Genomic DNA, 13,534 nt, shown 5'->3' on the forward strand with positions numbered 1-13,534 from the left:
TGAACTTTCCAAAAATAATACCTATAATCATTATTATCACATAACAAAAAGGTGTGAACAGACGAATGAAAATTGTAGCGATTGTAGGTAGTTTGAGGAAAGGTTCATATAATAGGCAGCTAGCCAGCACGATTCAAGAGAGACATGCCCAAAAATTTGATTTGGAAATTCTTGATATTGGCCAGCTGCCGCATTTTGATCAGGATACAGAATTGAATCCATCTGAATCAGTTACTGTTTTTAAAAGAAAGGTAAAAGAAGCTGATGGAGTCATTATCATCACCCCTGAATACAACTGGTCAATTCCTGGCGTTTTGAAAAATGCACTTGACTGGTTGTCCCGTGTTGATAAAGTACTAATCGGAAAACCGGTCATGACGGCTGGTGCAGCAACAGGTTTAATGGGAACCCTTCGTGCACAGCTTCATTTGCGTCAAATCTTAACGGCTTTACAAGTAAAGCTTTTGCCGCCGGTGGGCAACGAAATTCTTATTAATCAAGCTTCTGCCAAATTTGATGAAGCAACAGGAATGTTAACAGATGAAGCTACACTTATCTTTATCGATGATGTAATTGACCGGTTTGTTGATTTAATATCAGAATAAAAATTAAGGTGTCTGACCCCAATGCTTTAATGGATTAATGCAATGGAGGTCAGGCACCTTTTTCAAAGGCAGGAGACACAATTTGCTTGAACTAACACCTGTTTTAGATTATAAAAGCGATAAACCGTTATACCTGCAATTATCTAATTATGTTAAACAGGAAATTTTATCAGGTAGAATCAAACCGAAAGAAAAATTGCCCTCAAAACGAAATTTATCCAATTATTTGGGGTTAAGCTTGAATACCATTCAATCTGCCTACGATCAGTTATGTGCGGAAGGGTATGTGGAAAGTAAACCACGGAAAGGGTTATTTGTAGCATCATTTGATGATGACATTTTTTTAAATCAAAAATATCCGCCTCAATTAGAAGTGAAAATGGTACCCTCAGAGACGAATGTTAAGATTGATTTCAATTCGGGCAGAGTCGATTTAGAGCACTTTCCATTTTCTGTATGGCGGAAATTAACTATGCAAGCTTTATTTGAGGATCAAAACGAGATATTTAATATCGGCGATCCTAAAGGCGAAAGGCTTCTAAGAGAACAAATTGCCCTACAACTTTTTGCGTCCAGAGGTGTTAGGTGCTCAGCTGATCAAATCATTATTGGTGCAGGGACACAGGTTCTCATTGGTCTATTATGTTTGTTAATTGGGAGAGAAAACACCTATGCACTCGAGAATCCTGGTTTCCATCGAACGAGAGTTGTCTTACAGGATTGTGGCGTCAGTACGATTCCTATATCGCTAGATGAGAGTGGGATCAATCTAGATGAATTAAAAAAAAGTAGTGCCACTGTTGCCTATGTGACACCATCACATCAATTCCCATTTGGAATGGTCTTACCGATATCGCGGAGAATGGAATTGTTAAAATGGGCAGAAGAGCAGTGCGGTTATATAATTGAAGATGATTATGACGGTGAATATCGATATTCAGGCAAGCCAATCCCTTCGTTGCAGGGGCTGGATCCAAATGGAAGAGTCGTCTATTTAGGTACATTTTCCAAGTCCTTAATTCCATCTATTCGTATAAGTTATATGGTTTTGCCAGCTGCGCTTCTTTCTAAATACGAAGAACGCTTTATTATTTATAAACAGACAGTCTCCCGGCTTCATCAGAATACCCTTTATCATTTTATGAAGGATGGACATTGGCAAAGGCATTTAAATAAAATGAGAACGCTTTACCGTAAAAAACAGGTTTCCTTAATGGCCGCTATAAAAAACTATTTAGGGGAGAAGGTTCAAATAATTGGGGAAAATGCCGGACTTCATATTGTTTTGGACGTAAAAAACAATATGGTTGAAAAAGAGTTAATTCGTTCAGCCTTAATCCATGGGGTAAAAGTATACCCATTGTCGATATACGATCATGAGCCGAATACTGCCGAAGGGTCCAGAGTTATTATGGGTTTTGGCGGTTTATCAGAGTTTGAAATTGATAAAGGGATAGGTTTGTTAAAAGATGCATGGGGGCTTTGACAGTCAAAGCACCCATGTAAAAAGGGGAAATTTTAATGTTTTAGTGTTTTTAATATTGCCGCTTCAATAAGTTCCCACCTGAAGAAGTTTTTTAGAAACAGGTTTTTCTTAACATCTTTCCCGATTGGATATCGGAGCTTAGGGGATTTTGACTGTGACGCAATTTGTGCAGCTAGTTTCGCGACCTCTAATGGATTTCCATGAGCTGTTTTGCCGCTTTCAATTTCATTTAGAAGGCTCTTCATGTAGGAAAAGTAGGGGGAATCCGCATTGATTTCCATCTGATCGACGCTAGACCAAATATTCGTCTGATATGATCCTGGCTCAATTAAGGAGACATCGATTCCAAATGGTTTTAGCTCTAGCCTTAAACTCTCGCTATATCCTTCAAGTGCGTGCTTGGAGGCTGTATAGGCGGACAATCCCGGAAATCCCATTCGGCCGCTAATGCTGCTCATATTGATAATTCTGCCTGTCCTTTTTGCTCTCATAAACGGAAGCACTGCATTGGTCACTGCAATGACACCGAAAAAGTTGGTTTCAAATTGCTGTCGAAATTCTTCAATAGAGAGCTCTTCGCTAAAGCCTCCGAGTGCAAATCCTGCATTGTTTACTAGAACATCTACAGAAGGAAAGCTTGATAGCAGGGTTTTAAACTGGTTAATCGAAACGGTTGAAGTAACGTCTAGTTGTTCAATATTAATGTATTCCGATACATTCTTTTCTTTTGCCAAGTCTAACAATGGTATTGCTTTCTTGACATCTCTCATAGTTGCAAGTACTGAAAAGCCCTCTAATGCCAGTTCAATTGCACATAATAAGCCAAAGCCGCTAGAGGACCCTGTAACGATTGCCGTCTTTCTACTCATGTATTTCTCCTTTTAAAAATATCTTTTCTTTTATTAAAACTTATCGCACATATGGTTGTATAGAAAAATTTGGCGAAAAAGGAAGAGGGTGTCCAATTTGGACACCCTCTTTCTGAAATCACAGATTAAATATTCTGTTGATTTCGAAGTGATTGTTCAGCATAAGCAACGAGACGTTTGGTCATTTCGCCGCCGACTGAACCGTTTGCTCGTGCGGTCGTATCAGCACCAAGCTGCACTCCAAACTCGTTGGCGATTTCTTCTTTCATTTGATCCAGAACATTATCTGCACCAGGAACCAATAGTTTGTTTCTAGCCATGATACATCACTCCCGACGAATTTTTTTGAGCAATTAAAAAATTGCTCGTATATAATTTAACCTAAATAAAAAACATAATTCCGTCATAAAATGAAACTGCAAAAAAATAGATTTATATAATGTAATGTACTTCCAACAGAACGAGGTGGAAGCGATGTATTTTTGGAAATCGATATCAAATGAAGTAAGAACAGTTCAATCAGACTTCAACAATCAGTCCAAAACAAAACAGCTAATTATTGGTGCCCTTTTTGCATGTATTGCAGCTATTTTTCAAGCGGCAGGCGGTTTATTGCCGGGAGTAGGGTATTTTATTAGCCCAATTGCGACTGCCCCAATCCTCTTTTGTTCCATGCTTTCGCTTCCGATCGGATTCGCATCTTTTGTCCTAACAAATTTATTGCTGCTAATTCTTCAGCCCAGCGAATTAATCGTGTTTCCGTTTACTACAGGCCTCCTTGGACTCGGAATCGGTGCAGGTTTTTACTTTTTTAAAAAGAGAGTGAACATTATTTTATCAGGAGCAGTTATGTTAACCCTTGGAATTTTGAGCCTACTTTATGTTTTCCATTTTCCTGTTCTCGGTCCAGCCTCCTCCGATTCCTTTTCAATTGTCATCACTGTCCTCATTTTTTTGTTTGCATTTATTTATAATTGGATATGGGTTAACATTGGGCTATTCATTTTGAAAAGATTAAAAAGGATTATCGTCTCGTAATAAAAGTAGTCTATATTTTGGAGCAAGTGTTAATTTTGAAGCGTTGCATCAATTAAGACAATGCCTTTGGGAGAATCGAGATTCTCTTTGAGAATATTTTCAAATTCAACTAGGTTATCTGTTCGAAAACCACGGATGCCAAAGCTCGCAGCTAATTGAACAAAATCTGGGTTTTGAAACGTTACGCCATAACTTGTTCCAAACTTTTTATTCATTTGCTGGACCTCAAGCTTTAACATCAAATCATTTAATACAATGATGATAAATGAAAGCCCAAGACGTTTAGCCGTCTCGATTTCAGCAAAATTCATAAGGGCGCCGCCATCGCCGGTTATGCCAATGACAGGGTCATTAGGACATGCTAGTTTAGCTCCGATGGAACCAGGAATGGCGATTCCCATCGATGCCAGGCCGTTAGAAATGATTAATCGGTTCGGCTTTTTAGGCTGATAGGTCTGAGCGATGGACACCTTATGGGCCCCAACATCCGAAATCAAAATCGTATCTTCCGCAGAGATTTTTTCAATACTTTGGAGTACATTTTCAATCGTAAAAGGCAGGGCGTTAGGATCGTTCGGCTTTTGGGTAATTTGATAGGCTTCTTTTATTTTTTTCTGGAGATTCCCAGATGGTTCCCAAGGTTTTGCAGGGATTTCCGTTTGATTAAAGAGTTGAAGTGTCTTTTTCAAATTACCAATCAGTTCAGCTTCTACAGGGTAAAATTCATTTATTTCTGCAGGCAACGTATCAATATGTAATATAGGTCGTTTCTGTTTATTCCAATCCTTTGGTAATTTTTCGACAAAGTCAAAGCCTATCACAATTAGTAAATCAGCTTCATCTAGCCCTGCTAAAACTTCATCGTTCTCATTAAAGCCAAATGTATAATAATTTAAAGGGTGGTTTTTTGGTAAAATGCCTTTTGCCATAAAGCTGGTCGTTACAGGTGTTTGAATGGTCGCAATTAAGGTCTGCAGCTCAGGGACAGCATTTTGCCTAATTACTCCATTTCCAATAATCAAAAATGGTTTCATGTGGTTCCCAATTAAATGAATGGCTCCCTTTATTGCTTCGGAAGGGGGAACACTCTCTGGTAACGAAGTGACTGGCAGCGGATTGTTGGCAATCATTTGAACTGAAAAATTTTCGGGCATTACGATAGCTGCAGGGCCTGGTTTCTCCATTTTTGCTGTATGAAAAGCTTTTCGAATAATTGCGGGTACGGATTGGGATTCCATGATTTGGGTGCTCATTTTTGTTACAAGTTCTAGTAACTTTACTAAATCAATATATTGATGGGATTCTTTATGCTGCCGCTCGATGCCCGCTTGGCCAATTAGTGCTACCAATGGGGAATGGTCGAGCTGTGCACTTGCGATACCGGTCATTAAATTGGTAGCCCCTGGTCCGAGCGTTGCCAAACATACGCCTGCTTTCTTTGATAATCGTCCATAAACATCTGCCATGAAAGCAGCACCTTGCTCATGCCTAACATTTATAAACTGAATTTGCTTTGATTTTGATAACGAATCAGCAAGGTCCAACGTCTCCGTGCCGACGATTCCAAACACAAATTCTACTCCTTCGTTTTCTAAACACTGAACTAGTACATCTGATACCTTCATTTTTTCCTCCTAAATATTTGCTGTTAGTAGTTTTAGCTAAATGCTAAAATTAAAACCATAATGGAATTTAATAGAAAATAGGTGATAGATGGTGAATGAAAAACAATATGTCTGGTATGCAAGTTATGGATCCAATATAAATACCGATCGATTTTTATGTTATATCAAGGGCGGCAGGCCTGAGGGCTCATCTAAAGTGGAACCAGGATGTAATGATCCTTCATTACCAGTTGATGAATCCATTTTCACCATAAATTTACCCATATACTTTGCAAAGGAAGCAGCAAAATGGGAGTCAAAAGGGGTTGCCTTTATTGGTTTAAATCAAAACACAGGAGCAAAAACTTATAGCAAAAAATATTTAATCACTACTGAACAGTTTTTGGATGTTGTCAAACAGGAAAATAATGGATTAGAATTTGAGGTTGATTTAAACGAGGTCAATAGGAAGGGTTCGAAAATTTTTCGGCAAGCTTGGTATGGGAATGTTTTATACTTAGGCGAAGATAAAGGTTTTCCGATCTATACTTTTACCGCACCTTGGGATATGGAAGACGTAGAATGGAAAAAGCCGTCACATGCCTATTTAGCAACAATTGTTAAGGGATTAGAACAAGATTATTCAGCTCAAGAAATCTATGAATATTTTAAAACTAAACCCGGCATAAAAGGTAATTATACGGATGGAGAATTAGCTAGGGTTATTTTTAATTAAAAGAGGTGTCCCAGGTCTGATTCTGGGACACTTTCATTTTGCATAAAAGTTTTCTGTATAGTAGGGCTGAGATTGATTATTAAAGGCTACACCAACACCTAAATATTCATAATCCTTTTGTAAAATATTCTCCCGATGCCCAAGAGAGTTCATTAAGCCTTCATGGGCGAATATACTACTAAACTGTCCATAGGCAAGATTTTCTCCTGCCAACTGAAATATAATATGATCCTCTTTCATACGATCAAAAGGTGATTGTCCCTTAAGATTTGTATGATCAAAATATTTATTAACAGCCATATCCGTACTATGCCTGCGGGCTGTTTCTCTCACATGCTGATCCCATGTTAAAACTGAAAGCAGATGTTCCACTCGTGCGGCATTCGTCAAATCGAATAACTGATATTCAAAGCCTTCCTCTAACTCAGAACTCGCTTTGGTGTAAAAATCTATTTTATTTTGTTCAAAGTCTTTGCTGATAAGCTGCATCGCTGTTATAGTGTTATTCTCGTGTTTATCGTAAAAAATGGTCACATATTCGTTACTAAGTAAGTACACATCATAATCGCTGTCCTGTTTCAATTCATAAATGATTATCCCTTTTTGAATTTTGGTAAGGGGATCACCTAGTTTTTCACGAACCATTTGTTTCGAAATCCCAATTTTAATTCCATTGGTTGAGGCAATTAAATCCTGGTTGGTATAAAGTCCTGCAGCTTTATTGTTTTTATCATACATTATCATAAAAAAATTATGGTAATTTTCATGATAGGTATTCCAATTTACCCCATATTCATTTAAGGATGAACGCTTTGGTGCTCCTAAGTTCCGTTCAATATTTTCTTTTGTATCGCCAATTTCAACATTATGAATAGAGAATATTTGATTAGTAGGAGGTGCTAACTCTACTTTTCTTGTTTCGTTTTCTGGTTGTGTTTGTGGCTGTTTGTCAAACTGTATACCAATCTCGTTCAATATTTGTTGAACATTTTCCCCTAATGAATTTATGACTGCAAGTACTTCAGGGTTATCTTTAAAGCTAGTTATTTCTGATTGAGCTTGTTGCTTCACTATTTCGAAATCAGTTTTATCTAACTGTTTTTCAAGTGAGGGCCATAATAAATAAAGTAAAACTAAAAATGAGCAGAGCTTAAAAAACCGAAACATCGTTTACCACCTCCATATCTATTAGAATTGTAACCAATCTAGTTAAAATGTAAAAGTAACAACTCTACGTGACTGTAATTAGAGGTCAAGCATCATATCGTTCACATAGAAGCGGTCTACGTGACCGTATTAAATGTTTCAACTCCATTTCGGTAACATTGGCCCCTTTTACATGCCTGTGTTTTCTGTTCCAGCCTCATTTCGGTCGAGTAAAACTCTATTATTTACCTTTCTCTCTCTCGAAATTCCATTCCAAACTAAAACGATTCCAATTAAAACAAATAGCGGCTCGAGCCAGTTTGCTTCAGGGCCGTTGGTGATACGGTGAAGCTGGAATATCCAATGGAAGACCACAATATCGAAGCTCAAAAATAAACCTGTTGCTACTGTGAATCCATTGAAAAAGGCCTTCGAAAAGAAACGATGAAATATGGCCATTAAAATTAAAAGGACACAAATTCCAAAAAACACGGCTCCGATACGCTGGCCCGCAGTTTCGGCCTTCATTCCAAAAGCAAGGGCGTCTATTAAATGAAATAGAAAGTCTGTTAGAAAAAAAGCAGTAATCGTACCAAGTATTTTCACGAATTAATTTCTCCCTTATTAAAATTTAGTTTCTCTCAAAATTATATTGTAATATAAAGATGTTGTTAACAATAAAAAATCTTTTGGTAAACTAAAATGCTTTTTAAAGGGGGAGCATAGTTGAAAAAACATGGGGTTATTTCTCTCGGAGAAGCGTTTATAGATTATATTTCGATAGATAAATCCAATACGAAGTACGAGAAGCTGCTTGGGGGTGCGACTGTTAATGTAGCAGCGGGAACGAGCAGATTAGGGATTTCATCCTATTATCTATGTAAATTAGGAACCGATGAGATCAGTCATTTTGTCGAACAAGAATTGAAAAAAGAGAATATCAATAGTGAATTTTGTGTGCGAACTCCTAACAAAAAAATTTGTGGGGTTTATGTTCACCTTAATGAAAACGGTGAACGATACTTTCATTCTTACCTAAATCCAACTCCAGATGAAGTCTTGTCTGAAAAACATCTGGTACCTGATCTTTTTGAACCGGCGAAAATTTTTTATTTTGGATCAGGAACTCTTTTTCAAGAAAAAGCAAAACTCACTACTCTGACGGCGATAAACTATGCCAAGAAATCCAATACTCTTATTGCTTTCGATGCCAATATCCGCCTAAAACGCTGGGAAAGTGAGGATAATTGCCGGAAAACAATCCTCTCTTTTCTCCCATTTGCAGATATCGTAAAACTTGCTGAGGATGAACTGTATTTTCTAACGGAGACGGAAAAAATGGAGGATGGGATTAAAAAATTATCCCAATGGAAAATACCTTTTGTTTTTATAACGATGGGAAGTCAAGGGGCACGTGCTGTAACTAAGGGAACGAATATTTTTGTCCCCGGCATCGAAGTAAAGTCAGTGGACACAACCGGGGCTGGGGATGCTTTCATGTCTGCCCTAATATATAGTTTTCACGAAAAAGGTATCCCACAAGATACAAAACAATTAACCGAATATACGAAATATGCCAATCATGTCGGTGCAATAGCAACAACGGAAAGAGGTTCTTTGACGGCCTATAATATTTAATTTCTAATTTGTGCCAGTGGTAAAATTTTATGGTTGTCACTGGCACATGTTTGAATTAGAAAAATGATTTCACAATTTCTTGTTGTCGATTGCACTCTGTGCAAGTATATTCGATTTCTAAGGCGTCTTCTCTTACCATGTGTTCAGTTTCTTTATCACATTTTTCACAATAAAGGTTTCTCGGTATTTCAATCATGTTATCAACCTCATTTATATAATATTTATTAGGTAATAATATTGCCCAATTTTGGAAATTGATGTTACGAACAGAAAATTAAAAAAGTAGAAAAGGTGTCATATGAAAAAAATCATAGTAATTGGCGCAGGTATTTTGGGGGCATCTACCGCCTATCATCTTGCTAAATCAGGTGCCGATGTTACAATAGTTGATCGTGAGGATACCGGACAAGCTACAGATGCTGCAGCTGGAATTGTCTGTCCTTGGCTTTCGCAAAGACGGAATAAAGCATGGTATCAGTTAGCAAAAGGAGGAGCCCGATACTATCCTGAATTAATTGCTCAATTAGAAGCAGATGGCGAAAAGGAAACCGGGTATAAGCGTGTTGGGGCAATTAGTCTTCATACTGATTTCGAGAAGCTGCAACAAATGGCAGAGCGAGCACGCAAACGGCGTGAGGATGCACCCGAGATTGGTGAAATTACCATTTTGTCACCTGCTGAAACAAAGGAACTTTTTCCACCAATTTCAGAAGAATATGGTTCGGTACATGTTAGTGGGGGAGCACGTGTTAATGGGAGAGATTTACGAAAAGCGTTAATAAACGCTTCCATAAAGAATGGTGCTCGATTTATAAGAGGGAGTGCTTCTATTATATCAAAAAATAACCGGGTTTCAGGGATTCGTCTTGCTGAAGAAGATTTTGGAGCAGACACGGTTATTGTTACATCTGGTGCCTGGTCGCAGGAAATATTGGAACCGATGGGGATTCATTTTCATGTCAAACCGCAAAAGGCGCAAATTGTCCATCTAGAATTGCCAGTAACGGATACGAGTTCGTGGCCTGTTGTCATGCCTCCCAAAAATCAGTACATCCTTACGTTTGAAAATGGACGGATCGTTGTAGGGTCAACACATGAGGATGAGGCTGGATTTGACTCCCGCGTCACGGTAGGGGGGATTGACGAAATTTTAAGCAAAGCTTTAGAGGTGGCCCCAGGTTTATCGAACTGCACATATCTTGAAACCAGAGTGGGTTTTCGACCCTTCACCCCGGGGTTTCTACCAGTTATAGGAGCTTTGCCGCAATTTGAAGGAATCTATGTTGCAAATGGATTAGGGGCCTCCGGATTAACCAGTGGACCATATCTTGGTGCAGAACTGGCCAAACTAGTTTTGGGCAAAGAAACGGAAATTGACATTAGTCGTTATGATGTAACAGGAGCAATGGGAGAAAGCTAACGAAGATATTTTATTTCTTGTCCTAGGGAAAACGCCGTTTCTAAAAACCTTACTTTTTCATTTATTAGAGATAGATAGGTTTGGAGGTGGTAATTTTTGACTAAAGCTTTTTCCGATACTGATGTTATAGATATCGTCACGAGAGTAAATGGACAAGTTGATTGTAGAATACACTTTCAGCTTACCACTGATTGTATAATAGAGGAAGGATTTACCAAAATCACTTATACAATTACCAATTTCCTGGATTCAACATCAACCATTGCGTATTTTATGGTGGATGAACAAGTATTTACTTTTGAATCCGGTGTTAATCCAGGGAGTATCGGCAAAATTCATTTTAAACGAAATGGTTCATGTGAACCTGCTATGGGTGCTGTTTATATTGAAACAGACACTCAAGGATTTGAATTCGGTAATTTATCCACCGCAGTAATTACAAAGGCAGTAACTCCTAGCGAATAAAAGTTTAAGAAGACTTCCGAATTGGAAGTCTTTATTAATTTATAATCTAGTTTGAATTGTATTTTTTTCCTTAGACAAAGAAATAATGTAAAGGATTTCATATCTACTGGGGGAAGATAAATTGGATAAAGATAAACGTTCAAACTTTCATTTACTTCTGTTATTCTTTGTCATTGCTGTTTTTATTTGGTCCGCTATTAAACCAGCCGGTTATAAAATATGGACAATGGAAGTTCTTCCTGCCTTTGGTTTATTAATCATTGTAATAACAACCTATAAAAAATTTCGTCTTACTTCACTATCATATTTCATCATTGCTCTTCTTTCGATTTTGACGTTTATTGGCGGGCATTTTACATACTCCGAGGTGCCTCTTTTTAATTGGATTAAAGAAAATTTTGATTTAAAACGGAACAACTATGATCGTTTTGGGCATTTCTTAAAGGGTTTGTTTGCCATTGTAATAAGAGAAATGTATATTCGAAAAAGCCCGATTAAAAAAGGGTTTTGGTTAATATTTGTCATTTTAAGTACGTCATTGTGTATTAGTACGTTATATGAAATTATTGAATGGTTATCTACAAAAATAGGAAGGGATGGAAAAGCTACAAAAGAATTTTTAGGAATGCAAGGGGATATCTGGGATTCACAGTGGGACATGTCATTAACATTTGTTGGTTCCATCCTCGCGTTGATTTTTTTATCAAAAGTGCATAGCAGGCTTTTAAAAATATAATTGGATCAAACCATTAGAAAAACATTACTATAATTTTATTATGTTAACTTGTGCTTAAGGTTTAATTGAAATCAAATGGTGATAAAATGATTAAATATTTTCAGGCAGACGGGGAAAACCCATTTATTTTGTTTTCACTAACTCATTTATTAACACTATCATCAGTATTTTTCATCGTTATAATGATTTATTTCCTTAGGAAACCATTAAGAGCCAAGCAGATGAACTTTAAGGTACGAATAATTCTAGCTATGGTGCTTATACTTTCGGAAATTAGCCTCCATATTTGGCTATGGCGAGTTGGTGAATGGACCATCCAATATTCATTGCCTTTTCATCTAAGCAGTATTTCTATCATTTTGTCAGCAGCCTTGCTCTTGACAAAGAGCAGCCAACTCTTTGAAATTACTTATTTTGCTGGAGTAGGAAGTGCTTTGCAGGCAATGATCACACCTGATTTAAATGTATACACTTTCCCTCATTTTCGTTATGTTCATTTTTTTATTTCCCATGGAGGGATTGTAGTTGCGAATATGTTTTTTATTTTTGTTGAACAATACAAACCAAAATTGAAAAGTATTTGGAAAGCATTTTTATATTTAAATCTATATACATGCTTTGTTTTTTTACTAAACTATTTTGTTCATGGAAATTACATGTATATTTCTGAAAAGCCAATTAATCCTTCCATATTAGATTATTTTGGACGATGGCCATACTATTTAATACCATTAGAATTTATTGCTTTAATCACTTTTTTTATCTTATATTTACCTTTTGGGATTAGTGATTATTTTGGTAAAAACAGAAGTACTTATAATTAGAATTATTAGGTGATAGCAAATGAGTATGAACACATTAAAAGCCAGTATTAATACGATAAAAAACGCAGAAAAAATCGTTGTTTTAACAGGTGCAGGCATTAGCACTGAATCCGGAATAAAGGATTTTCGGTCCAGAACAGGTATTTATCAACTGGCACCGGAATATATACTGTCTATTGATTATTTTTATCAGCAGCCAAAAGAGTTTTATCAATTTGCTTTGGAGAATCTTTATCATCCAGACGCAGCCCCAAATTCAGGCCATGTGATTCTCTCTATGTGGGAGCAGGCGGGGAAAATCAACCAAATCATTACCCAAAATATTGACGGTCTCCATCAGAAGGCAGGCAGTAAAAACGTTATTGAGTTCCATGGAACCATGAAAACAGCATCCTGCCAGAATTGTAGAAAAATCTACACGACTGAAGAAATATTAAATCGTCTTAAAACACTAGAAGAATTCTATATCTGTGACCATTGTGAAACCAAACATAAGAGAAATCGTTACATAAAACCTGATTTCGTGTTGTTTGGGGATACCGGTGAATGGTTCACCATTGAAGGAATTAATACGATACATAACATGATTAATCAAGCGGATTGTCTATTAGTATTGGGAACGAGTTTAAAAGTAACGCCTTTCTCCACTTTTCCGCAATATCGAAGGCATGGTATACCAATGATTATTATTAATAAAGGGGATACACCCTATGACTTCGAGGAAGATTCCTTTGTCATTCAGGATTCAATAGGAAAAACCTTGTCCCAAATTAATACCGAAATAAAAGAGTGTTAGAAATCATAACACTCTTTAAGACGTAATTTTAAACTTGTATTATACTTAAAAAAAACAATCGATTCTGCCATCATACAAAACATATAAATTTTTTCGAGAATAATTTAACCTTTTGTCCAATGACAGGATGTATTGGTCAATTATAATATAAGATAGGAAGATGGGGTTTGT

General features: G+C 37.0%; 15 protein-coding genes. 10 read left to right on the top strand and 5 right to left on the bottom strand.

The features are described 5' to 3' along the window. Positions 1-65 precede the first annotated feature (65 nt). Both ACIFOT_RS05800 and ACIFOT_RS05805 read left to right on the top strand, forming a co-directional pair. Positions 66-605, top strand: coding sequence for an NADPH-dependent FMN reductase (locus ACIFOT_RS05800; RefSeq protein ID WP_430062920.1), 540 nt, complete (start codon positions 66-68; stop codon positions 603-605). Between the two features lie 82 nt (positions 606-687). After that, positions 688-2,091, top strand: a complete 1,404-nt coding sequence (locus ACIFOT_RS05805; RefSeq protein WP_430062922.1) for a PLP-dependent aminotransferase family protein — start codon at positions 688-690, stop codon at positions 2,089-2,091. 32 nt (positions 2,092-2,123) lie between these two features. Here ACIFOT_RS05805 and ACIFOT_RS05810 read toward each other — a convergent pair whose 3' ends face one another. Continuing rightward, positions 2,124-2,960: an SDR family oxidoreductase gene (locus ACIFOT_RS05810; protein WP_430062924.1), complete on the bottom strand. Its 837-nt coding sequence runs from the start codon at positions 2,958-2,960 to the stop codon at positions 2,124-2,126. A 125-nt stretch (positions 2,961-3,085) separates the two neighbouring features. After that, the gene (locus tag ACIFOT_RS05815; RefSeq protein WP_430062927.1) at positions 3,086-3,280 is read right to left on the bottom strand and encodes a small, acid-soluble spore protein, alpha/beta type; all 195 of its coding nucleotides are present in this window, start codon (positions 3,278-3,280) and stop codon (positions 3,086-3,088) included. 154 nt (positions 3,281-3,434) lie between these two features. Here ACIFOT_RS05815 and ACIFOT_RS05820 point away from each other — a divergent pair, with 154 nt between their 5' ends. Then, on the top strand, positions 3,435-3,998 hold the full coding sequence (locus ACIFOT_RS05820; protein WP_430062930.1) for a hypothetical protein: 564 nt from the start codon (positions 3,435-3,437) through the stop codon (positions 3,996-3,998). Positions 3,999-4,027: 29 nt separating this feature from the next. On the opposite strand, the gene ACIFOT_RS05825 is transcribed toward ACIFOT_RS05820, so the two are convergent. Beyond that, positions 4,028-5,623, bottom strand: coding sequence for an acetolactate synthase large subunit (locus tag ACIFOT_RS05825; RefSeq protein WP_430062933.1), 1,596 nt, complete (start codon positions 5,621-5,623; stop codon positions 4,028-4,030). A gap of 88 nt (positions 5,624-5,711) precedes the next feature. Between ACIFOT_RS05825 and ACIFOT_RS05830 the strand changes: the two genes are divergently transcribed. Then, the gene (locus tag ACIFOT_RS05830) at positions 5,712-6,338 is read left to right on the top strand and encodes a hypothetical protein (RefSeq protein WP_430062936.1); all 627 of its coding nucleotides are present in this window, start codon (positions 5,712-5,714) and stop codon (positions 6,336-6,338) included. A 33-nt stretch (positions 6,339-6,371) separates the two neighbouring features. On the opposite strand, the gene ACIFOT_RS05835 is transcribed toward ACIFOT_RS05830, so the two are convergent. After that, on the bottom strand, positions 6,372-7,505 hold the full coding sequence (locus ACIFOT_RS05835) for a CAP-associated domain-containing protein (RefSeq protein ID WP_430062939.1): 1,134 nt from the start codon (positions 7,503-7,505) through the stop codon (positions 6,372-6,374). 168 nt (positions 7,506-7,673) lie between these two features. Next, positions 7,674-8,090 carry a DUF2243 domain-containing protein gene (locus ACIFOT_RS05840; protein WP_430062941.1) on the bottom strand — a complete coding sequence of 139 codons (417 nt, stop codon included), beginning with the start codon at positions 8,088-8,090 and terminating at the stop codon, positions 7,674-7,676. A 120-nt stretch (positions 8,091-8,210) separates the two neighbouring features. On the opposite strand from ACIFOT_RS05840, the gene ACIFOT_RS05845 reads away from it, so the two are divergent. The 6 genes from ACIFOT_RS05845 (at position 8,211) to ACIFOT_RS05870 (ending at position 13,363) form a co-directional block, all read left to right on the top strand. Continuing rightward, positions 8,211-9,122, top strand: a complete 912-nt coding sequence (locus ACIFOT_RS05845) for a carbohydrate kinase family protein (RefSeq protein WP_430062944.1) — start codon at positions 8,211-8,213, stop codon at positions 9,120-9,122. A 298-nt stretch (positions 9,123-9,420) separates the two neighbouring features. Then, positions 9,421-10,542: an NAD(P)/FAD-dependent oxidoreductase gene (locus ACIFOT_RS05850; protein ID WP_430062947.1), complete on the top strand. Its 1,122-nt coding sequence runs from the start codon at positions 9,421-9,423 to the stop codon at positions 10,540-10,542. A 96-nt stretch (positions 10,543-10,638) separates the two neighbouring features. Next, entirely contained in the window at positions 10,639-11,007 is a 369-nt protein-coding gene (locus ACIFOT_RS05855) for a hypothetical protein (protein WP_430062950.1), read from the top strand. A 121-nt stretch (positions 11,008-11,128) separates the two neighbouring features. Then, positions 11,129-11,743, top strand: a complete 615-nt coding sequence (locus tag ACIFOT_RS05860) for a DUF2238 domain-containing protein (RefSeq protein WP_430062953.1) — start codon at positions 11,129-11,131, stop codon at positions 11,741-11,743. 86 nt (positions 11,744-11,829) lie between these two features. After that, positions 11,830-12,567 carry a TIGR02206 family membrane protein gene (locus ACIFOT_RS05865; RefSeq protein WP_430062956.1) on the top strand — a complete coding sequence of 246 codons (738 nt, stop codon included), beginning with the start codon at positions 11,830-11,832 and terminating at the stop codon, positions 12,565-12,567. Between the two features lie 19 nt (positions 12,568-12,586). After that, on the top strand, positions 12,587-13,363 hold the full coding sequence (locus ACIFOT_RS05870; RefSeq protein WP_430062959.1) for an NAD-dependent protein deacylase: 777 nt from the start codon (positions 12,587-12,589) through the stop codon (positions 13,361-13,363). Positions 13,364-13,534: the final 171 nt, after the last annotated feature.

The organism is Neobacillus sp. NRS-1170, from assembly GCF_050468025.1.

Coding starts and splice junctions, on each gene's coding strand:
- ACIFOT_RS05800 (WP_430062920.1), top strand. CDS start 66: ATGAAAATTGTAGCGATTGTAGGTAGTTTGAGGAAAGGTTCATATAAT.
- ACIFOT_RS05810 (WP_430062924.1), bottom strand. CDS start 2,960: ATGAGTAGAAAGACGGCAATCGTTACAGGGTCCTCTAGCGGCTTTGGC.
- ACIFOT_RS05815 (WP_430062927.1), bottom strand. CDS start 3,280: ATGGCTAGAAACAAACTATTGGTTCCTGGTGCAGATAATGTTCTGGAT.
- ACIFOT_RS05820 (WP_430062930.1), top strand. CDS start 3,435: ATGTATTTTTGGAAATCGATATCAAATGAAGTAAGAACAGTTCAATCA.
- ACIFOT_RS05825 (WP_430062933.1), bottom strand. CDS start 5,623: ATGAAGGTATCAGATGTACTAGTTCAGTGTTTAGAAAACGAAGGAGTA.
- ACIFOT_RS05830 (WP_430062936.1), top strand. CDS start 5,712: ATGGTGAATGAAAAACAATATGTCTGGTATGCAAGTTATGGATCCAAT.
- ACIFOT_RS05835 (WP_430062939.1), bottom strand. CDS start 7,505: ATGTTTCGGTTTTTTAAGCTCTGCTCATTTTTAGTTTTACTTTATTTA.
- ACIFOT_RS05850 (WP_430062947.1), top strand. CDS start 9,421: ATGAAAAAAATCATAGTAATTGGCGCAGGTATTTTGGGGGCATCTACC.
- ACIFOT_RS05865 (WP_430062956.1), top strand. CDS start 11,830: ATGATTAAATATTTTCAGGCAGACGGGGAAAACCCATTTATTTTGTTT.
- ACIFOT_RS05870 (WP_430062959.1), top strand. CDS start 12,587: ATGAGTATGAACACATTAAAAGCCAGTATTAATACGATAAAAAACGCA.